Genomic DNA, 19,401 nt, shown 5'->3' with positions numbered 1-19,401 from the left:
CTAATCTCCGTATTCTCACCCACGCAGCTTAGGCCTCGCCGTCTCCGGCATCGTCATCGTTACACAGGTGCCGCGTCCCCATTCGCTGTCTACAGACAGCCCGTAGGCCTCGCCGAACACCATTTGAATCCGTCGATGGACGTTCATCAACCCAATGCCGCCTCGCCGAGAACCGCCTGTCTCTTCAGGTTCGGCCAAGCGGTTTTCCTCTAGCTTCGTACGCAGCTCTGCGAGCTTCTCCGGCTTCATGCCTGTGCCATTATCCTCGATGAACACTTGGAATAACCCGCCTTCTTTCCGAGCATCAATGCGAATGTAGTGGTGTGATTCAACACCATCCGGGAACGCATGTTGAAAAATATTTTCGATCAACGGCTGCAAAGTCAGCCGGACCATTTTCTCCAGCAGCAGGCTTGGCGGGATCGCTACATCAATTTCGAACTCTTTTCCGGTGCGATGCTGCAAAACAATCATATAATTGCGTACATGATTCAACTCATTCGCTACCGTAATTTCTTCCAAATTCGTCTGTACAGCGTAGCGAAGCATGAAGGCCATCGCTTCTACAATCTCTGTAATTTCACTGGAATCCTGAACAATCGCATAACAATTGATCGTTTCCAAAGTGTTATATAAAAAGTGTGGATTGATTTGCAGCTGCAATGACTGAAATTCAGCCCGCTGGCGTTCAAGCTTCGATTCACCTAGCTCTAGTAGGTTCTTCTGCTGCTCCAGCTCGGCCTCATATACCCGTTCAATCATTTCGGATAGGCGCGTCACCATCAGGTTGTAGCTGTGAATAAGTCCACCGATCTCGTCCGTTCGGTCAATCTCATCGATGTACTGCCAGTTTCCTTTTTCCGTTTCCCGCATGCTGTCTTTCAGCCCTCGTATCGGAGCAATAATTGAACGGCCGAAACGGTAGGCGAGCCAAAGTGCAACAGCCAACGTAAGCAAACCAACGATAATGGTCGTTGTACGAATGGTATCGGCGGGACGGCGCAGCTCCTTAACTGGCATTGAGGCGACAAGATTCCAATCTGAGTAACCGGATTTCCGCGATACAAACATACGTTCTCCACCGTTGTATTTATGAAGAAACGTCTGATTGCCGCTTGCCAGGACGAGTGTCGCCAATTCATCATTGGGCTTACGCTGCCCCATGGAAGGAGGGTAGATGTAGTTGCCTGTATCATCGACGATAAAGAAAAATCCATCTTTACCCAAGCTGACACGATCCCACGTTTTCGCCAATTCAGTAAGCTTGATCTCAATGGCGACTACTCCGCGATTCTCATCTCCGTAAGAAGGTCCTCTCACTTTACGAGCCATCGTCACGACCGATCCCTGATCGACAGCACGTATGCTCATATTCAGCAGCGCAATCTTGCCATCACTAGGCGTCATTTTCATCAAATTATCATACTTCTCCTGCACTAGCACAGGATCAAAATTAAATAAATTTTGGTTCTCATAGATGACGGAACGTCCATGCTGGCCCACCACATAAATCATGTTTAACTGCTTATACAACGTGACGATGGACTCCACCGATGCGAGTGCAAACTTCTTGATTTTATCCGAATACACATAATACTCATACGCATCATCGGGCTTAATTTCCATGAAAGCGCGAACATCGGAGTTGGACGAAAATGCATTGCTAAGCAGCTCATACGCCTGTAAGTAGCTATCTGTTTGATAGTTCGCGCTGTCGATCATTTGCTCCATATACTGTTTTACCTGGCCGTCCAGCGCTTGCGAAGATTGCACATAAGAAAAGGCACCTACGGATACAAGTGACAGCACGATTACAATTAGAAAGTACGTATAAATTTGACCTGACAACGTCTTCCTTCTCATGAGCGGATGCCCATTTGTTGGCGGTATTCCGAAGGGAGACAACCTTCATACTTCTTGAATGTTTTCGTAAAATGGGGATGATCGGCATAACCGACCTCTCCAGAAATATCTGTTATACGCCAATGCGGCTGCTCAAGCAGCTTCTTTGCCTTCTCCATTCGTCTGCGCGTACGATACTGCACAAACGTTTCACCCGTACTTAGTTTGAAAAGTTGGCTAAAATAAGAAGGATTGAGCCCAATAAAGTCGGCCACTTCTTCTAGGGAGACTTCCTCAGCGAGGTGTGTCTCTATATACTGCTTGGCCTCCTCAACTGGGTCCTTGAGCTTGCCTTTGCGCTTGGTTCTCAACTCATCCAGATGCCCGTGAACCACGGTCGTAAAGCGCAGCCACGCTTCCTCCTCGCTCACTGCGCCGGTTAACTCGAGTTCACCCTGCATGAGATACACATCACGAACATTTAACCTCTGGTGTAAAAGGGTATGAATCTCTCGCAAAATATCGATAATTCGGTTCAGCTTCAGCTTATAATCCTTAAGCTCCCCATGAATTTCGTCTAATAAGCTGTTTAATTCAACTTGCTGCAGCATCCAGACTGCATGCTCCATGCGGCTCGCCCATTGCTCTAGCTTCGTTACCGCAACAAAAGTCTCGGAACTTACTTTCGTTTTCGTGCGAATCAACTTCTCTAACACGTTCTGGAAGCCCTTGATGTTAACGGGTTTCAGTAAGTACTCTTTAACGCCATATGAAACACATTTCTGTGCATATGCGAAATCACCATAACCAGAAATGACGACGACTTGAATGTCCGCATCCATTTCTGCCACACGAGCACACAGCTCCAGCCCATCCATCTTAGGCATCCGAATATCGGTGAACAGGAAGTCCGGTCGATCCTCTTGAATCCGCTGCAGCGCGACAACACCATTCTCAGCCGTTCGCAGGCTTTCGATTGGCAGTTCCGATTGTTCCACGAGCTTTTGTAATCCTTTGCGTATCATCGGTTCGTCATCGACAATGAGTATGCGGTACATGAGGAGCTCCTTTCTTACCCTTATGAAATGCCCGCTCCCCACGTGCAATGGGCACGTGAGGAGATGGTCATGCTCAGTTTCTGAGCTTATTTACGCGGCATCGACACCGTCGTACCGGAATCTTTACTATTGAATTTCTCTGTGGCTTCCTTAATAACCTCGTTACCACCTTTGGACTTCCACTCTTCTAATACTTTCGGCCAATCGGAGATTGGCTCTTTGCCATACACCATCTTCACCATGTGCTGCAAAATAACCGGAGGCGCTTGGTCAGAAAGCGGTGAGATGTCCACGTTCTTCGTCAACGAGTCCAAACGAGGCTCAAAGCTGATACCATCGCGTCCTTCATTCTTTAACGTTGTATCATAAACATTCATTAATTTCTTGCCTTCATCTGTCAAACTTAGTGTCCCTTTATTATAAGTCGTATCTTGGACAAGCCACAAGAAAGATTGACGATAACGCTCTTCATCTACACCCGCACTATCTGTAGGTGCTTTGTAGTCAATTTTGCCATTTACCGTTTTGTAGGTATCGCCTTCAATACCGAAAGTGAAGAATTTCTCCGCTTCATCGGACATCATCCAATCGAAGAACTGGATAATTTGCGCGGCATTTTTGACGTTCTTGTTAATGAAATAAGCCCGTGGCGCAGGTCCATACAGGTAGTGACCGCCTTTGCCATCCGGTCCAGTTGGGGAAGGAATAATTTCAATATCGCCCGCTGGAACGGTTGTTCTCAGCTGTGTTTCCCATTGCAGCATTTCATTCGCGTTCATGGACCACATACCTGCTTTACCAGCAAGGATCGTATTTTTCCAAACAGTCGCATTGATCGTTGCAAATTCTTTATTGATCAAGCCTTCGTCAAACATGGTTTTATACGTTTGCAGCGCCTTGGTCATGTTCTCGGTATCAAAGAATTTCGGTAAAATTTGATCGCCTTGCTTCTCGAACATGGACAGGTACGGGAATACGTCATAGGAACCGAAGAAGGAATCGGAATATTTGAAGTTTTCACGGCCCATATAAGGATTCTCTACGCCCATTTCCTTAAACTTGCGCAGCACTTTCATATACTCATCAACCGTTTTCGGTACGCCTAGGCCCGCTTTATCCAGCAAGTCTTTACGAACGAAGATCGAGCGGCGGGAAGGGTTGGATAAGTATTCAGGAATTGCGAAGATTTTACCTTGGTAGCTTACGTTATCCCAAGCATCTTTTGGCACTTTTTTCAGCAAATTCGGGCCGTACTTCTTCAGCAAGTCATCAAGCGGCATGAAAACGCCTGCTTTTACGGATCCTGCCATTTCTTTGCCGTTCACGCCGCCACTGCCCTGTACAACATCAGGAATGTCGTTGGTTGCGAACATTTGGATCATTTTTTGCTCATATTCTTTGTGCGGAACAAGCACGATATTCATATCGGTATTCGTTAATTCTTCTAGCTTCTTCACCCATTTATCTTGATTAATATCCGGCGATTTCTCCACGTGTCCGAATGCTAGTGTTCGTAAGGAGATGGAGAATTTTGTTTTTTCAGCTGGCTTCGTACTTGCCGTGCCAGCCGCGCTTGATGCAACTGGTTGATCAGCGGTCTTAGAAGAGCAAGCAGCCAACATACTGGCCATTAAAACAGCTGCCATCGTGGCGGGAATCCATTTTTTCATTTCAAACCCTCTTTTCATTTCGCTAAGATAGGAACGCTTCACATCTCATTGTAAAAGCGTTTACAAATTACGGATATGGAATGTCTTTAGTTCGATTTGTCTTTTTTTTAGAATACTGTAAATTTATGATTTTACCGAGCCAACCATCATCCCTTTAACGAAATGACGCTGCAAGAACGGATAAATCAGAATAATCGGGATCGTTGCAATGATAATCGTCGCCATCTTGATGCCTTCCGGATCCATATGAGCAAGTCCGCTAAATTGCGAGGAGTTTGGGTCAATAGTAATATCGTCTGATGCAATTAATTGACGCAGCTTCACCTGAAGCGGCCATAGCGCCGGCTTACTGATGTAGTACAACGCACTTTGGTACGTGTTCCAGTGGCCTACGGCATAGAAAATTCCTAGAGAGGCCATAACGGGTTTGGACAGAGGCAGTACAATATTCCAGATCATTCTGAGCTCAGAGCAACCGTCGATGCGACCGGAATCAATCAACTCACTCGGAATTTGCAGAAAGAATGACCGCATTACGAAGAAGTTGAAGGCACTGATGGCACCTGGAATCATTAGCGCCCAGAGAGAATTCGTAAGGTGCAAATTTTTCATCAGAATAAAGTTTGGAATGAGCGGTGCACTGAATACCATCGTGATAAGGACCATAATGACAATTGCATTACGCCCCGCGTACTCTGGTCTGGACACGGGGTAAGCAAGCGACGCAGTTGCAATCAAGTTAATAAGCGTACCCGCTACTGTAATATACACCGTTACCCCGAAGGACCGCCAGATTGCCGCGTCATTAAACACATACGCATAATTGATTGTAGTAAAATGAACCGGCAGGAATAGAACGCTGCCATTTACTATAGCTTCAGAAGAGCTGAACGATTGGGCCAGCACGTTTAAGAACGGCAGGAGCATCGCTAGCGATAAGAGTGTCAGAAAGAGCACATTAAAGATGTTAAAAACTTGCCAGCCAGCAGTCGGCTTGCGATTCATACAGCGTTCACCTCCGTCTTAATACAAGCTTTCACCCGTCGTTTTTTTGCTAAAGATATTACCAATGACGATAAGAGTCAGTCCGACTAGGGCTTTGAAAAGTCCAATCGCCGTCGTATAGCTAAACTGTTGACCTAATAAACCTGCCGTATAAATATAAGTATCTAATATTTCACCATTCTCTTTATTTAGCGGATTTAGAAAAACGTAAACACGTTCGAAACCGAAGTCCAAGAATTTCCCGATTTGAAGCAAGAATAAAATCATGATCGTCGGCAGCAGCGATGGAAGCGTAATCGAAATGGTTTGTCTCCAACGGCTCGCGCCATCCACCTCTGAAGCTTCATAAAGATCAGGATTAATTCCTGCCAGCGCAGCCAAATAAATGATCGTTCCGTAACCGGAATCCCGCCAAATGCCTGAACTGATCAGCACAGTACGAATCCATGATTCTTCGCCCAAGAAATAAATAGGCTCAAAGCCGAGCCATGTGATGAAATGGTTCACAGCTCCCGTAGACGGAGAGAGGATACCAATCGCAATCCCGCTTACAATGACCCAAGATAAGAAGTGAGGCATGTATACGACGGTCTGAAGTACCCGCTTGTACAATACCACTCTTAGCTCATTAAGCAGCAGAGCCAGTATAATCGGCGCCGGAAAAGCTAGGACTAGATCATAAATACCAATCAACAGCGTATTCTTCAAAATTTTGAGAAAATCATAATGCGCGAACATTCGGGTGAACTGGTCCAGCCCGACCCACTTACTGCCCGTAAAGCTATCAAAGATGTTGTAATCTTGAAACGCAATGACTGATCCTAAAAGCGGTACATACTTGAAAACAATAAAATATACAATCCCCGGCAGCGATATGAGATACAGCGCCTTATACTTCCAAAGCGTTCGCAGAAAGGATTTGCCCTTACTCATCTGCGTACGCTGACTCATCTGTTTCACTGCTTGTGCGTTGACCGCCATCTCCTGGCCCCCCTCACTATTCTTCGTCGATGTTATACCTACATCGTACCTTCCTGAAGCGCTTCCAACAATGGAATGTCTTTTCACTCACTTGTGTTTTTTTTAGGTGAAAAAAAGCCGTCAGCCCAAGTAGATATTCCTACTTGAGGCAGACGGCTCTCATTTAAGCATTAGTCAACTTCAACAGCCTTTATCAGTCGCTTCGCTCTGAAACGCTTTAGATCTTTGAACTGTATGAACTTCTTCGTTTCCTCGTTCCATATACGGAACTTAAGGGATTGTAAGCTGGTTATCAGGGTTATGGTCTGCACATTACGCAGCGCCGCGTTCTTATTATGAACCTTTTCCAAATAATAATTAGGAACTCGCGGGCTTAAATGATGAATATGGTGGAAACCAATATTGCCTGTAATCCAGTGCAAAATTCGCGGCAATTTATAAAAAGAACTGCCATGCATGGCTGCCTTCATATAATCCCATTCTGCTTCATTTTCATAATACGTGTCTTCGTAGTTATGCTGAACATAGAAAAGCCAAATCCCAGCCATACCTGAAATCAAAAACATTGGACCTTGAACAAGAAGGAATGATTGCCAGCCGAGCCCCCAGCAAAGCAATGCGATGCTGCCAAAAATACCTAAGTTCGTGATGTACGTATTGATACGCTCTTTCATTCCCGCACGCTTGCGATTAAAACGATAATCAATCAGAAAGATGAAAATGGGTCCGACAATAAACATGACTAGCGGATTGCGGTATGCCCGATAAAAAAGTCTTCTTGGCATAGAAGATGCCATATATTCGTCAACCGTTAGCGTCCAAATATCACCGACACCTCTGCGATCCAAATTACCGCTGGATGCGTGGTGAACAGAGTGGGTATAGCGCCACTGATGATAAGGGACAAACGTCAAAATGCCTGTTAGCGTACCGATAATTTCATTCGCTATTTTATTTTTGAAAAATGATTTGTGACAGCAATCATGGAAAATAATAAAAATCCGGATCAAAAACCCTGCTGCAATAATGTCTAACACGAACGTAAGCCAGATGGAAACTTCAAGACTTAAGAATGCGAGATACCATAGTACAAAAAAGGGTCCCAGTGTATTGATGATCTGCCACACACTATGTTTAATATGCGGTCTTTCGTAAGGTGCGATGTCAGATCGCCACCCACTTTTATCTTGATGAATCATTCTGTTAGAACTCCTTCTCTCCGCGTCGTGTCGGATGTGATTTGTTGCCACCTGTAGTAGTACGTTGCGAATTAAATAAAGTTCCCGTAATAAGATAATAAATATTACATTGCTTTCTTAGCATAAGTCCCAAAACGCTTTTTGTAAAATGCAATATAAGACATATGCAAAGTATAATTCAATCTTAACTCCATTATAACATAGAAAAGAGCGCAGCCGTTAGACGGGCGCCCTCTCCTACTCATTCACAACGAACCACTCATCAGCTCGCCAGAGGATACCCCTGTATCTGGGGTACTCTCTAAACAAATAAAGACCATTTGTGCCCGTGTTCAAAGAACGGGTACAAATGGTCTTGAAGCAATCGCCTCATTCAAACGGGACGATCCATTATAAATTGCTCTCCTAATTTTGCATAAGCGCTGCCGGCCAGCCGACTTACGGGCTTAAGTCCAAGCGGATCGATATGACCATCCTCATATAAGGATTCTGCAATATGAAAGTGTACGACTCTTCCGATTAATAAATCGGCAGCAGGAGCACCATCTGTTCCTCCGAGCGGTATAGCTTGCTCTAGGACACACTCCATCCGTATACTCGCTTCAGCGATACCGGGTACGGCTACCTTCTCACTCTTGACGGGTGTAAGTCCGGCTAAAGCAACTTCACTCTCATCAGGCGGCAGCGCAGCGGCGGTTTGGTTAATCTGACTGATGTAAGACTCGTCGGAAATATGAACCACGAAAGCTCCTATATCAATGGCGTTTCGCGAAGTGTCCTTGCGCACACCCTGCTTCCTCTGCACCGAGACAGCGACCATCGGCGGATTCGACGTCACAATCGTGAAATAACTATAAGGAGCAGCATTCAACACACCCTCACCTGAGAGAGATGTTACAAACGCAATCGGTCTTGGAATAATGCTGCCTATCAACAACTTATAGTTCTCTCGTTCGCTTTGACTCGTGGGATCAATCGATATCACAAGTATCTCCCGCCTTTACACTTTTACTAGGCTCTTCCTTATGCAAAATTTGCCTTAAACCAAGTTCCTGCTGCTTCCACTTCAGAACGCGTCAATTGATGTCCCGCTTGTTCCCAGTGAACATCAACCGCCGATCCCGCCTCACTTAGCAGTTTCTGCAACTCTTCCGTCTCCTGCGGGGAGCAGATCGGATCATTCCGGCCCGCTCCAATAAAGACGGGAATACCGGAGAGATTAGGGAGCTGAACGCCTCGCCGCGGCACCATTGGATGATGGAGAATGGCTCCTCGCAGCGCATCCGGATAGTGGAATAAGAGACTTCCTGCGATGTTTGCGCCGTTGGAATAGCCGATGGCTACAAGATTCTGACGATCAAAGCCATGTTCCACGGCTGCTTCATCGAGGAAATCGTACAATTCCTTGGTACGGAAGATCAGATCCTCCTCATCAAAGATGCCCTCGGCCAGTCGGCGAAAAAATCGCGGCATGCCATTTTCAAGCACGTTGCCTCTAACGCTAAGCACCGACGATTTCGGTGAAACTGCTTGAGCCAGCGGAAGAAGATCATTCTCTGTGCCACCTGTGCCATGGAAGAGCACGAGTACCGGTGCCGTTATATCCGTTCCCTGTTGAAAGATATGTCTCATTGTTTTTTCGCCTCCAATACCCGTACTTGAATCGGTGGCAGATTACCTTCGATTTGTGAACGGCTCTCCTCGAACCATTCCGGCAGCATCAGCTTCTCGCCCAGCACCTCAGGCTGCTCATCCCGTGCAAAGCCCGGAGGATCTGTCGCAATCTCGAACAGAATGCCGCCTTCTTCACGGAAGTAGATCGCGTTAAAATACTGACGATCCACAATCGGTGTAGGATGGAATCCGTTATTTTGAACGTGGCTTCTCCATAGTGCATGCTCGGCATCATCTTTGGCACGCCATGCAATATGATGGACGGTACCCGCTCCACCCACTCCGTAGTCCATCGGAGTAACATTAATGTCAATCAGGTTGCCTAAATCTCCGAAGGATTTAAACCGAGCATAAGCTCCCTCTTGCCCTACTTTCTCAAGCCCCATCACATTCTGTAGCAGTTGAGAAGTTTGGTCAGGTGCTGTGCTGTAAAGAACAGCACCACCGAACCCCTTTATCGCTTTATCAGCGGGAATACCACCGAATGACCATTGACTAGGCGCTCCTTGCTCGCGCTCTACGATTTCAAGTTTAAGACCATCCCGATCCTTGAATTGAAGGTAGGTTTCGTTGAATCTTTCTGTTTTCTCGAAAGGAATACCGAATTGCGCCAGACGCTCTGCCCAGAATGGCAGACTGCCGGTAGGCACCGCGTACGTTGTGATGCCGACTTGACCGCCGCCGACACGCCCTTTGCGGGAGTGCGCCCACGGGAAGAACGTGATGATTGTCCCAGGACTTCCAATTTCATTGCCAAAGTACAGATGGTACACTTCGGGCGCATCAAAATTAATCGTCTTTTTGATCATCCGAAGTCCAAGGATCCCTGCATAGAAATCTACGGTTTCTTGTGCATTTTGTACGAAAGATGTTATATGGTGAATGCCTGCTGTTTGTTGTTGTGTCATTTCATCCAACTCCTTTGATTGTTTATTTAGTTATGTCCAGACCTTAATGCAAAGTATCCATGATTAATTGAATAAAGCGTCGATGGAATAAGTCCCAGCACCCATGAATGCCACGCCTACTGCAATAGCAATCAGCAGCAAATTGTATTCATAGCCGCCTGCAGTAGCCCAATAGCCGTTCTTTGCGTGTACTTTAACAATCGATACAACCATCGTTATGGTAATGAGCAGCGCCGCTATTACGGTACCTAATCCAGCGGTAAATAAAGCACCGCCTACGAACTCCATAAGTCCGGCCATCACGGCCATAGCAACACCGGGTTTAATGCCGATGGACTCCATCCAGCCGCCTGTACCTTTTGGACCATAGCCACCAAACCAGCCAAACAACTTCTGTGCACCATGTGCTACAAAGCTTAATCCAACAACCAATCGAATAATTAATAATCCTAATGCCATACTCATGATTTGTCTCCTCCAAATTAAGAATCTTTGTTTTAAGATATATGTTAGAATGTTAAGTAGTTAACTCCTCTGAGAGAGGGCAAACTACTTAAAACCTTCCTGCGCGAACCTACCAAGCTTCTTCAACAATTGACTAGTAACTTTCTTCTCTTCTGCTGTAAGTCCAGCCACCGCTTTCTCAATCACCTCGGTATGCTTAGGAAATACCTCTTCGATAAATTGCTTACCTTTTTCCGTTATTTCCGCAAATATGAGCCTGCGATCTCCGGTTGATGTTTTGCGCTTCACAAATTCTTTCTTCTCCAGCTTATCTACGACATAGGTGATGTTTCCACTGCTCATCAGCACCTTGCTGCCAATTTGTTGAATCGCCTGTGCACCTTTATGATAAAGCAGCTCGAGAACACCGAATTCGGTTCGATTCAAGCCATGCTTTCGAATATCTCGATCCCCATGCGCATTAACCCATTCACTGGCTCTTGAAAGTGCGATGTAGAGATCTAATGAATCATTTCTTGAATCACTCATTTAAGTTCACCTCATTTCTGTGCTCATTAATCTCACTTGTAATTTCTTAATTTAAAGATAATTCATTTTGAGATACATGTCAACGTCTTTTTTCAAAAAAAAAGATGGTGTGCTCCTTTCCAATAAATAAGAAAGGAGCAGCACCGTTAACGTCATCTCATGTTAACCTCTTAAAAGTACCCAGGATAGAGCATCAATTCCATTGCATGTTCGATAGGTCAGCTCACGACTGCCGACCCCTCGCCTTTTTGCAGCTGATACATTTTCGCGTATCTGCCTCCAAGCGCCATCAATGTTTCGTGATTGCCGCGCTCGGCAATTTCGCCTCGGTGCAGCACGAGAATCTGGTCCGCATCGCGTATCGTAGACAGTCTATGCGCGATGACCAAGGTCGTGCGGCCCTCGCTGACAACCTGAAGCGCTTGCTGGATCATCCCTTCCGTTTCGCTGTCGATGCTGGCTGTCGCTTCGTCCAAGATAAGGATCGACGGGTCGAATGCCAAGGCCCGGGCGAAAGAAATAAGCTGTCTTTGACCAGAAGACAGGGTGCTGCCCCGCTCCACAACCTGCTCATCGTAGCCATTCGGCAGCTGCTCGATGAATGGGGCTGCGCCGACGTCTTTCAGCGCGCTTTTGACACGATCCAAGGAAATATCCTCATTATAGAGGCTCACATTGAATTTGATATCTCCTGCAAACAAGAACGGATCCTGCAAAACAATGCCCATATGCTTGCGCAGCGCTTGCTTGGACATCGTCCGGATGTCGCGTCCATCAATGGTAATGCTGCCTTCGCCCGGTTCGTAGAAACCGAGCAGCAGGTTTAGGATGGAGCTTTTGCCTGAGCCTGTATGACCGACCAATGCTACCGTTTCCCCCTTGCGAGCTTCAAACGTTATGTGCTTCAGCACGTTTTCCCCTTCTTTATAAGCAAAGGTTACGTTATCGAACTTCACGATACCTTCCGGGCGGCTCACCTGATCCGTCTTCTCAACATCTTGACCTTCCATGTCCATGATCGTAAACACCTTATCCGCGGAAACGAACGCTCTTTGCGCATTCGTCAGCTGATCGAAGATCCCGATAATCGGCTGAAAAATCCGCCCCAAATAATCGATGAATGCGTAAAACACTCCAAAAGAAATAACGGCTTGCAGCGATTCCCGACCAAAATACCAAATGACCATAGCCGTCACCAAGCTGCCAATGGTTCCTACAATATTACGAGAGGATAAGGAAAAGATGCGGAACTGCTTAAGCTGGTTCACATAGCGATCCTTATTCAGTACTTCGAATTCTTCAAGCGTCACTTTTTCCCGGCGAAAAGCTTGAATAATCGGCATAACCACGATCGATTCATTAATCATCGCGTTCATGTCACTGAGCCGGGCGCGCATGATGGTGATGAAGATTTTCGAATATTTCAAGTGAATCGTCATTATCAGCGCAAAGATCGGCGGCAGCACCAGGCAAAAAAGTGCAAGATGCCAATCTAAAATGAATAGGGCAACGAATATACCCGCCAACTGCATCATGCTTACGACGAAAGTTGCCATAAAGCTCATGAATAGGTCACGGACTGCTTCGGTATCGTTCGCAATTCTCGATACAACCTGCCCGATTGGCGTGTTATCGAAATAGCGCAGCGAGATGCGCTGAATATGTTGCATTAAGTCCATACGCATGTTTTTGATGATTTGCAGCGCCGTGGATTGGAGCAAATAGGATTGCGCGAAATTACAGATGCTTGCTGTAAGAAGCAGTCCCATATACAATCCAAGCAGCTTAAGTACCGGCGCCATTTCGCGTGTTCCGGTTGATAAGTGCTGATCGATGATGGTTTTGGTGATGTAAGGTCCGCCCAGCTCGGCGCCAACCGCACAACAAAGAATGAGCAGCGCTCCGATAATCCTGAACTTATAGACGAGGGCATAGGAGATGAGTCTTCTCGTCGTGGATGGTTTATTGATCATGTCGTCCTCCTTTCTTCCGCTTTTCATTCTTCCAAGCTCGCTTCCATCTGTTGACGATCCCACTGCTCACGGTACCAGCCGCCAAACAGCATTAGTTCTTCGTGGGTCCCCTCTTCGACAACCCGTCCCTCGTCCAGGACGAGGATCCAATTCGCATGGCTCACGGCCGATAGTCGGTGCGTGGTGATCAATGTTGTTTTACCCGCGCGTTCCTTGCGGATATGTTGGAGGATGCGGCTTTCCGTCCGCGCATCTACAGCAGATAGCGAGTCATCAAGCAGCAGTATTTCTGAATTGATAAGAAGGGCTCTAGCAATGGCCAGGCGCTGCTTCTGCCCACCGGACAGCATGACGCCATTTTCGCCGACAATTGTCGCTAAGCCCTCTGGCATTTGCTCGATATCTTGGGTAAAAGAAGCCATCTCAATGGCCCGCGCGATCTCTTCCGGTGATGCATCGTGCTTACCCAGCGCGACATTGTCGCGTATGGACTTTGACAGCAGCAAATGCTCCTGCGGGACGTAAGCAACCCAGCTCTTCACCTGATCCAAGGTGATGCGCTCAATCGGCACGCCTGCGATCAGCAGCTTCTCTGGTTCGACCGGGAATTGCCGCAGCAGCTGCTTGAGCAGCGTGCTTTTGCCACTACCCGTTCGACCTACAATTCCTAGCGTCTGTCCACGCTCTAGTTGGAAAGAAACGTTAACGAGACTAGGATGGTTAGCGGTCGGATACGTAAAGCTGAGCCCCTTCATCTCGATACGTTCCGGCACACTCACGGTAATTGGCGCATCGGCATCCACTATATCGGCTTTCTGTGTTAGTGCTTTATCCAAACGGTCCGCTGAGGCACTTCCGCGCTGCAGAACATTAATAAACTCACCGAAGGAAATCATCGGCCAGATCAGCATACCTAGGTAAATGTTAAACGAAATCAGCTGACCCAGCGTAATCTCTTGATGAAACACCAGATAGGAACCATATCCGATACCGATGGAATAGCTCAACCCCACAATTAAAGTTGTGAGCGGCTGAAAAAGCGCATTTAACATGGATACACGTCTATTTTTATTCATCACGTCCGACGTCACTTTATCGAAAGCCGTTAGATCATGATCTTCCTGCACATAAGAACGTATGACGCGAATGCCAGAGATGGACTCCAGCGCATGATCATTCATTTGGCCAAAAGAAGCCTGCGCAGCGAGGAAACGTGTTCTTACTTTTTGACCTAGCTTATTAATCACTAGCGCCAGAAAAGGCAATGGAATCAACGCCGCAAGCATTAATTTGTAGCTAATGAAGGAAACCATCGTGATAATGACGACTGACGCTCCAACGAGCGTGTGGACGAGTGTCATCACGCCATAGCCAGCGGTCTGGCCAATGGCGAGCACATCATTCGTTGCCAGTGCCATCAACTGACCCGTGCTGTTGCGCTGAAAGAAAGCCGGTGTCATTTTCGTCAGATGAGCCAGTAGACGTCCTCGAAGCACCTTCTCAACTAGCGCCGAGTTGCCGAACAAGGTCGTGATCCAAACATAAGTAATGACATATAAAAGAAGAGAAAGGCCTACAAGCAGGATGACGGTCTGATTTAAGCCAGATGCCGTTAAATTCCCGCTTCTAATAAGATCAATCGTATTTCCTATCATTTTAGGCGGAACGGTTGCCAATAAGTTCACGCAAATCATTAAGCCAATAGCAAGCACGTAGTATTTCCATCTTTCTTTGAAAAACCACCGCAGTTTCATTACAAAAGACACAACTTCACCCCTCTCCATTTTCCAGTACGTATTGATTTTATCGGTTCGCCCTACCGAAGTCCACTCCCTAACCCGTTTTAATCAAACTTTCCGTTCGTTAACGGCCAATTAGTACTTATGCATATTTCCCCATACAATGACGCAAGGTAAACATATCTCCATCTTCCTACAAAAACTGCAACTTTCTCGAAGCCAACTTTGTTAAAGATAACAGAAAATCATCCATATCTTACCTTGCATACAGGAAGGAAGAATTACAACCATGAAACCCCTTGTGAAAAAGAGCCTAGCTGTTCTATCCTTATCTGCCATGATGACGACAGGTGCGGCTCATGCTGCAACGAAAGCGCCTGAATGGTTTCAACTCTTAGCTTGCCGCCACAAACGCCTACTTCCAAGATTACGGTTCTGGACTCGAACAAACATGCGGGTACCATTGGTACAGCTGGGTGATTGAAGAAGTTCGCAATGATGATAAAAGGGATATCAGCATTCTCATTAAAGGTGCCGGTTTAACGGATGCAGCACCGAATGAAGTGGTTCTACAGCTTACGAAGGAAACTTCTATTGTTGATAAAAATGGTGACAAAGTGGAGAAAGCTGCGCTCGTTAAGGGTGCCGATGTCATCGGATTTTATGGACCTGCGCTGACGAAGAGCCTTCCTCCTATCGGCACAGCATGGAAAATCGTTGTAGGTGCTAAGGAAGAATAAGTTAAATTACGTAAGAAACCTTCCAAAACCTTGGAAGGTTTCTTTGTGTATTGTGATGGATCACACTGTCCAAATGAATTGATTTTTGATACAATAACTGAAAATTCATTCGAATAAGGGGACTCATATGGAATACATTAGCACTCGTGGAAAAGTAAAACCCATCGGCTTTATCGATGCCATCCTGATGGGATTGGCAGACGACGGCGGTTTGCTTGTTCCTAAGACGATCCCACAACTGTCGGCAGACACGCTTCAAGAGTGGCAGAAGCTCTCCTACTCGGAGTTAGCGCTTGAAATCTTCTCGCTATACGTGAACAACGAAATTCCGAGGGGCGAGCTAAAGCAGCTGGTTGACGATAGCTATTCCACGTTTCGGGATGAAGCTGTTACACCCGTCAAACGCCTGAATGACGGCATATATGTATTGGAATTGTTTCACGGACCAACGTTTGCTTTCAAGGATATCGCTCTGCAATTCTTGGGTAACCTCTATGCCTACGTTTCTCGCAAAACGAATTCAATCATCCATATTCTTGGGGCAACTTCAGGAGACACAGGGGCTTCAGCTATTGAGGGTGTTCGCGGCAAAGAAGGCATTCGGATTTGTATCCTTCATCCTCACCAGAAGGTGAGCAAGGTGCAAGAACTGCAGATGACTACGGTAGATGACACGAACGTGCTGAATCTCTCCGTTGAAGGCACCTTCGATGACTGCCAGCGCATCATCAAGGAGCTGTTCGCTGATATTGAGTTCAAGCATCGCTACCATTTGCGTGCGATTAACTCGATCAACATAGCCCGCATTTTGGCGCAAACGGTGTATTACTTCTATGCCTATTTCCAATTAGTTAAGAACGATCAAGCTGAGAAGGTCAACTTTAGCGTGCCGACCGGCAACTTCGGCGATATCTTTGCCGGCTATCTGGCTCAGAAGATGGGGCTTCCCATTCATAAGCTCATTCTCGCTACGAACGAAAACAATATTCTTGAGCGATTCGTACAGGAAGGTGTGTATCAGCCAGGCGAGTTCCGTGGAACATATAGTCCTTCCATGGATATTCAAGTGGCTAGCAACTTCGAGCGCTACTTGTTCTACCTCTACGGCGAAGACGCACAAGCTGTCTCGGCTATCATGGATCAATTCAAGGCCGAAGGCCGTGTCGTTATTCCTGCCGACAAGCTGCAAGCCGTGCAAGCTGACTTTGCTGCCTATGGCGTGCAGAACGACGAGTGCCTGGATACAATCAGCGAATACTATGAGAAATACGCGTATCTGCTCGATCCGCACACAGCTTGCGGAGTAGCTGCTGCCGACAAGCTTGCCGTAGCCGGCGAAGTGACGGTTGCCCTTTCGACCGCTCATCCGGCCAAATTCGATGAGTCGATCCGTTTGCGCAACATTGAGCAGGCTTACCCGCAGCAAATCCAAGCCCTTTTCGACATGCCACAGTTCCAAACGGTTGTGGGTGGGTCGAACGACGAGATTAAGGATCAGTTGGTGAAGTTTTTCTAAAATAGCATGTAAAAAAGCCTCGAAGACTAATGTCTTTGAGGCTTTTTGTGTCAAGTTTCACTACGTTTCGAACACTACTACTTAAACTTCTTAGGGAATTGTTTGATGATCCCGTCCGAAAGAAAATCGGCCAGCATAAAAATATGGTCCTCGTATTGTTCGAACGTAGCTATGTCCGCTTCCCAATCCTTTTTGTGCCTAGCTAACACATTGTTTGTGAGCAATTGCAAGTGCCCATACATTAGATCTTGCGCGGTTTTCATGGGCCAATTCGGGTTCGCTTTGCTGAGAAATGCGGCGATATCATCGGCATTCCGATACCACTCTTTGTTGTACTTCTCGAAATCAGCTGAATTACCGCTTTTGACTGCGGCTATCACTTTGCTTGCAAGAACGATATGCTCAGTTAACAGGTCACCTAGTTGATTACCAGCGGCCTCTCCGTAATACGGTTTTATCGCATTTCCGATGTCCTTCTGATTCTTGAGCAGTCTAGCCAGCACCTTTTCTTGATCTTCTAAGCCAGCAAGGGCGCTTACAAGGTAGCTTCTGGTCCAAAAAACATGATCAATCCATAACTTTCTTAAATCGCCTTTCAGCTTTACCATCGATTGGGTGTAACATTGCATTTTGACGACGGCGTGGTCGTCCACCTTTGCCTCTGCACTGAGCGGAACAACACTTAAAGCAATAGACAAATATAACAGCGTTAACTTAAGGAACTTGCCTTTCATCAACATCTTCTCCTTTTTGGTATATATGGATGAACAGTCCGTTTATTATGTGCTATTGGACTGAATTCATTCATGAAAGGAGATCGACGGCCGATTCAAAAATCAGACCTCCGACCGATACCCATTCTCCCCTAAGTCGGAAGACACTTTTCCTTCGCCATGATATCCTTAATCGACTATAGTTATTAGGAGTGAGCATGTTGAATATGAATCGCAGCGCCTTTCTCGGCCCTATCTTGATTTTCTTAGGTATTTTTATGTTTCTGAAAGGTGAAATTACGTTCAATACCGGCACGATTTTCGAATATTTCTGGCCAACCTTGTTCGTCATTCCCGTAGGTGTTTTTTTCCACTGGTTATACTTCATTATCCTGCAGCGGCGGGGTGTTGGTATTCTTGTCCCTGGGGGGATTCTTTTAACGGCCGGTGTCATTTGCCAAATGTCCATGCTGTTTGACATCTGGCACCTCATGTGGCCTGGATTTATTCTGGCTGTCGCCGTTGGTTTATTCGAACTGTATTGGTTCGGAGGACGTAACAAATGGTTACTCATTCCGATTAACATACTGACCGTCATGTCCCTGTTGTTCTTTGCAATCTTCTCCATAGGCTTTATCTTCGGCCGCTTTTTCCACAACCAACCGATCATTGCCATCGTGCTCATAATAGCAGGCGTCTTGATGATGTTTATGCGCAATCGCGAATCATGATAATACGTAAAAGGAGATAGGTGCCTGACTGGCTCCTAGCTATTTAGATACATAAGGGTTATCCTTTACCCAAAATCGCCACGGATAATCCTTGGCTTCCCCACTATTCTCTATGCCGATTCTCGGGCCCGCGGCAATGTTCTCTACTTGTTTTCCTTCGGAGATGTAAAGTGGACGCTCAAAGAACGGCCTTCCGTAATCCTCCCTATCAATGCCTAGCGCTTTAGTTAGTTTACCAGGACCATTTGTGAGCTTTTTTAGCTTTTTATCCTTGCCGCGTCGCTCATACATCTGATCAATACCTGTACAGGGTTCCACCGCTCGAATCAATACAGCCTCTGGATGGCCAGGCTCTCCACTAACTACGTTTACCAGGCAATGGGTATGCATTACATAGGTGTACGCAAAACCAGGAGGGCCAAACATGACTTCCGTTCTTGGTGTCCTGCGATTACCAAAGCTGTGTGCAGCACGGTCCCCTGGACCTATGTAGGCTTCTGTTTCAACGATCCAACCTGAGGTCACGCCTACCTCTGTTACCTTCACAAGCAGCATGCCGAGCAGCGAACGTGCCAAAACGAGTGTGGGCTGTTCAAAAAAAGAAACCGCAATGGGTTGGAAAAACAGCACATTCACCTCCTATGAGAATTAAAATTAAA

Annotated in this window: 19 protein-coding genes; 4 read left to right on the top strand and 15 right to left on the bottom strand. The window is 46.4% G+C overall.

The window, feature by feature from the left end; all coding sequences use genetic code 11:
- Positions 1-15: 15 nt before the first annotated feature.
- From BLT91_RS21530 to BLT91_RS21470, 13 genes are all read right to left on the bottom strand, one after another.
- The gene (locus BLT91_RS21530; protein WP_368086840.1) at positions 16-1,848 is read right to left on the bottom strand and encodes a cache domain-containing sensor histidine kinase; all 1,833 of its coding nucleotides are present in this window, start codon (positions 1,846-1,848) and stop codon (positions 16-18) included.
- An 11-nt stretch (positions 1,849-1,859) separates the two neighbouring features.
- Entirely contained in the window at positions 1,860-2,900 is a 1,041-nt protein-coding gene (locus BLT91_RS21525; protein WP_090824747.1) for a response regulator transcription factor, read from the bottom strand.
- Between the two features lie 86 nt (positions 2,901-2,986).
- Complete coding sequence (locus BLT91_RS21520) at positions 2,987-4,570, bottom strand: extracellular solute-binding protein (RefSeq protein WP_090824744.1); 1,584 nt, start codon at positions 4,568-4,570, stop codon at positions 2,987-2,989.
- Between the two features lie 123 nt (positions 4,571-4,693).
- Complete coding sequence (locus tag BLT91_RS21515; protein WP_090824742.1) at positions 4,694-5,575, bottom strand: carbohydrate ABC transporter permease; 882 nt, start codon at positions 5,573-5,575, stop codon at positions 4,694-4,696.
- Between the two features lie 18 nt (positions 5,576-5,593).
- Positions 5,594-6,526: an ABC transporter permease gene (locus tag BLT91_RS21510; RefSeq protein WP_254777055.1), complete on the bottom strand. Its 933-nt coding sequence runs from the start codon at positions 6,524-6,526 to the stop codon at positions 5,594-5,596.
- A gap of 200 nt (positions 6,527-6,726) precedes the next feature.
- Entirely contained in the window at positions 6,727-7,755 is a 1,029-nt protein-coding gene (locus tag BLT91_RS21505) for a Delta(5) desaturase DesA (protein ID WP_090824737.1), read from the bottom strand.
- A gap of 373 nt (positions 7,756-8,128) precedes the next feature.
- Entirely contained in the window at positions 8,129-8,740 is a 612-nt protein-coding gene (locus BLT91_RS21500) for a flavin reductase family protein (protein WP_090824736.1), read from the bottom strand.
- 38 nt (positions 8,741-8,778) lie between these two features.
- On the bottom strand, positions 8,779-9,387 hold the full coding sequence (locus tag BLT91_RS21495) for an alpha/beta hydrolase (RefSeq protein ID WP_090824733.1): 609 nt from the start codon (positions 9,385-9,387) through the stop codon (positions 8,779-8,781).
- Positions 9,384-10,337, bottom strand: a complete 954-nt coding sequence (locus BLT91_RS21490) for a ring-cleaving dioxygenase (protein WP_090824731.1) — start codon at positions 10,335-10,337, stop codon at positions 9,384-9,386. Before BLT91_RS21490 ends, BLT91_RS21495 begins: the two co-directional genes overlap by 4 nt.
- A 63-nt stretch (positions 10,338-10,400) precedes the next feature.
- Positions 10,401-10,802: a DoxX family protein gene (locus tag BLT91_RS21485; RefSeq protein WP_090824729.1), complete on the bottom strand. Its 402-nt coding sequence runs from the start codon at positions 10,800-10,802 to the stop codon at positions 10,401-10,403.
- 84 nt (positions 10,803-10,886) lie between these two features.
- Positions 10,887-11,330, bottom strand: a complete 444-nt coding sequence (locus BLT91_RS21480; protein WP_090824727.1) for a MarR family winged helix-turn-helix transcriptional regulator — start codon at positions 11,328-11,330, stop codon at positions 10,887-10,889.
- A 218-nt stretch (positions 11,331-11,548) separates the two neighbouring features.
- A complete protein-coding gene (locus BLT91_RS21475) occupies positions 11,549-13,303 on the bottom strand; it encodes an ABC transporter ATP-binding protein (RefSeq protein ID WP_090824724.1) in 1,755 nt (584 codons plus the stop codon).
- A 23-nt stretch (positions 13,304-13,326) separates the two neighbouring features.
- The gene (locus BLT91_RS21470; protein ID WP_254777052.1) at positions 13,327-15,057 is read right to left on the bottom strand and encodes an ABC transporter ATP-binding protein; all 1,731 of its coding nucleotides are present in this window, start codon (positions 15,055-15,057) and stop codon (positions 13,327-13,329) included.
- Positions 15,058-15,331: 274 nt separating this feature from the next.
- Between BLT91_RS21470 and BLT91_RS21465 the strand changes: the two genes are divergently transcribed.
- The 3 genes from BLT91_RS21465 (at position 15,332) to thrC (ending at position 17,298) form a co-directional block, all read left to right on the top strand.
- The gene (locus tag BLT91_RS21465; protein ID WP_090824720.1) at positions 15,332-15,526 is read left to right on the top strand and encodes a hypothetical protein; all 195 of its coding nucleotides are present in this window, start codon (positions 15,332-15,334) and stop codon (positions 15,524-15,526) included.
- Positions 15,519-15,782, top strand: coding sequence for a hypothetical protein (locus BLT91_RS21460; protein ID WP_090824718.1), 264 nt, complete (start codon positions 15,519-15,521; stop codon positions 15,780-15,782). Before BLT91_RS21465 ends, BLT91_RS21460 begins: the two co-directional genes overlap by 8 nt.
- A 127-nt stretch (positions 15,783-15,909) precedes the next feature.
- A complete protein-coding gene (gene thrC, locus BLT91_RS21455) occupies positions 15,910-17,298 on the top strand; it encodes a threonine synthase (RefSeq protein ID WP_090824716.1) in 1,389 nt (462 codons plus the stop codon).
- Positions 17,299-17,375: 77 nt separating this feature from the next.
- Here the strand turns inward: thrC and BLT91_RS21450 are convergent, their stop codons facing one another.
- On the bottom strand, positions 17,376-18,032 hold the full coding sequence (locus BLT91_RS21450; RefSeq protein WP_175532447.1) for a glycosyltransferase: 657 nt from the start codon (positions 18,030-18,032) through the stop codon (positions 17,376-17,378).
- 206 nt (positions 18,033-18,238) lie between these two features.
- Between BLT91_RS21450 and BLT91_RS21445 the strand changes: the two genes are divergently transcribed.
- On the top strand, positions 18,239-18,742 hold the full coding sequence (locus tag BLT91_RS21445; RefSeq protein WP_090824770.1) for a hypothetical protein: 504 nt from the start codon (positions 18,239-18,241) through the stop codon (positions 18,740-18,742).
- A 39-nt stretch (positions 18,743-18,781) separates the two neighbouring features.
- Here the strand turns inward: BLT91_RS21445 and BLT91_RS21440 are convergent, their stop codons facing one another.
- The gene (locus BLT91_RS21440; protein WP_090824768.1) at positions 18,782-19,369 is read right to left on the bottom strand and encodes a DNA-3-methyladenine glycosylase; all 588 of its coding nucleotides are present in this window, start codon (positions 19,367-19,369) and stop codon (positions 18,782-18,784) included.
- Positions 19,370-19,401 lie beyond the last annotated feature (32 nt).

The sequence above is a fragment of the Paenibacillus sp. yr247 genome (genome assembly GCF_900103825.1).
Lineage (GTDB): Bacteria > Bacillota > Bacilli > Paenibacillales > NBRC-103111 > Paenibacillus_E.
Note: the sequence above shows the minus strand (reverse complement) of the source record. Positions and strands in the feature narration are given on the sequence as shown.

Bases quoted from the DNA above. Each gene is read 5' to 3' on its own strand.
- BLT91_RS21525 (WP_090824747.1), bottom strand. From the start codon at position 2,900: ATGTACCGCATACTCATTGTCGATGACGAACCGATGATACGCAAAGGA.
- BLT91_RS21520 (WP_090824744.1), bottom strand. From the start codon at position 4,570: ATGAAAAAATGGATTCCCGCCACGATGGCAGCTGTTTTAATGGCCAGT.
- BLT91_RS21515 (WP_090824742.1), bottom strand. From the start codon at position 5,575: ATGAATCGCAAGCCGACTGCTGGCTGGCAAGTTTTTAACATCTTTAAT.
- BLT91_RS21510 (WP_254777055.1), bottom strand. From the start codon at position 6,526: ATGAGTCAGCGTACGCAGATGAGTAAGGGCAAATCCTTTCTGCGAACG.
- BLT91_RS21505 (WP_090824737.1), bottom strand. From the start codon at position 7,755: ATGATTCATCAAGATAAAAGTGGGTGGCGATCTGACATCGCACCTTAC.
- BLT91_RS21495 (WP_090824733.1), bottom strand. From the start codon at position 9,387: ATGAGACATATCTTTCAACAGGGAACGGATATAACGGCACCGGTACTC.
- BLT91_RS21490 (WP_090824731.1), bottom strand. From the start codon at position 10,337: ATGACACAACAACAAACAGCAGGCATTCACCATATAACATCTTTCGTA.
- BLT91_RS21485 (WP_090824729.1), bottom strand. From the start codon at position 10,802: ATGAGTATGGCATTAGGATTATTAATTATTCGATTGGTTGTTGGATTA.
- BLT91_RS21480 (WP_090824727.1), bottom strand. From the start codon at position 11,330: ATGAGTGATTCAAGAAATGATTCATTAGATCTCTACATCGCACTTTCA.
- BLT91_RS21475 (WP_090824724.1), bottom strand. From the start codon at position 13,303: ATGATCAATAAACCATCCACGACGAGAAGACTCATCTCCTATGCCCTC.
- BLT91_RS21470 (WP_254777052.1), bottom strand. From the start codon at position 15,057: ATGAAACTGCGGTGGTTTTTCAAAGAAAGATGGAAATACTACGTGCTT.
- BLT91_RS21465 (WP_090824720.1), top strand. From the start codon at position 15,332: ATGAAACCCCTTGTGAAAAAGAGCCTAGCTGTTCTATCCTTATCTGCC.
- thrC (WP_090824716.1), top strand. From the start codon at position 15,910: ATGGAATACATTAGCACTCGTGGAAAAGTAAAACCCATCGGCTTTATC.
- BLT91_RS21450 (WP_175532447.1), bottom strand. From the start codon at position 18,032: ATGAAAGGCAAGTTCCTTAAGTTAACGCTGTTATATTTGTCTATTGCT.
- BLT91_RS21445 (WP_090824770.1), top strand. From the start codon at position 18,239: ATGAATCGCAGCGCCTTTCTCGGCCCTATCTTGATTTTCTTAGGTATT.